We start from the raw sequence: 286 nt of genomic DNA on the forward strand, positions 1-286 counted from the left end.
ATTGACGAGCCGAAAGCGCCGTAACGGCGCTTTCACTGCCCCTGTTCAGAAAAAATGGAAGAATCGATTTAACGCGCAGACAATCAACGCGATCAAACCGACAATCTTCATGATTTTCATCACCCCGCCAGATTCCGCCTGACGGGGTGCTTCGGTTTTCGCTTCAGAAGACAATTTTTTCTCAGCCGCCAGCCTGAGCTCTTCCGCCAGCTCCTTTTTGTCGCGAATATCGCCTGGCTTCATGGCGATTTTAGATGACAACGCCTGGGTTATCAGCGCCTCCAGC

Annotated in this window: 1 protein-coding gene; it reads right to left on the reverse strand. The window is 51.7% G+C overall.

What is annotated here, in order from left to right; genetic code table 11:
* Positions 1–45: 45 nt before the first annotated feature.
* On the reverse strand, positions 46–286 hold a 241-nt coding region (locus J4G32_RS21185), incomplete at its 5' end, for a hypothetical protein (RefSeq protein WP_210497682.1).

Origin of the sequence: Microvirga antarctica (genome assembly GCF_017921815.1) — a bacterium.
GTDB lineage: Bacteria > Pseudomonadota > Alphaproteobacteria > Rhizobiales > Beijerinckiaceae > Microvirga > Microvirga antarctica.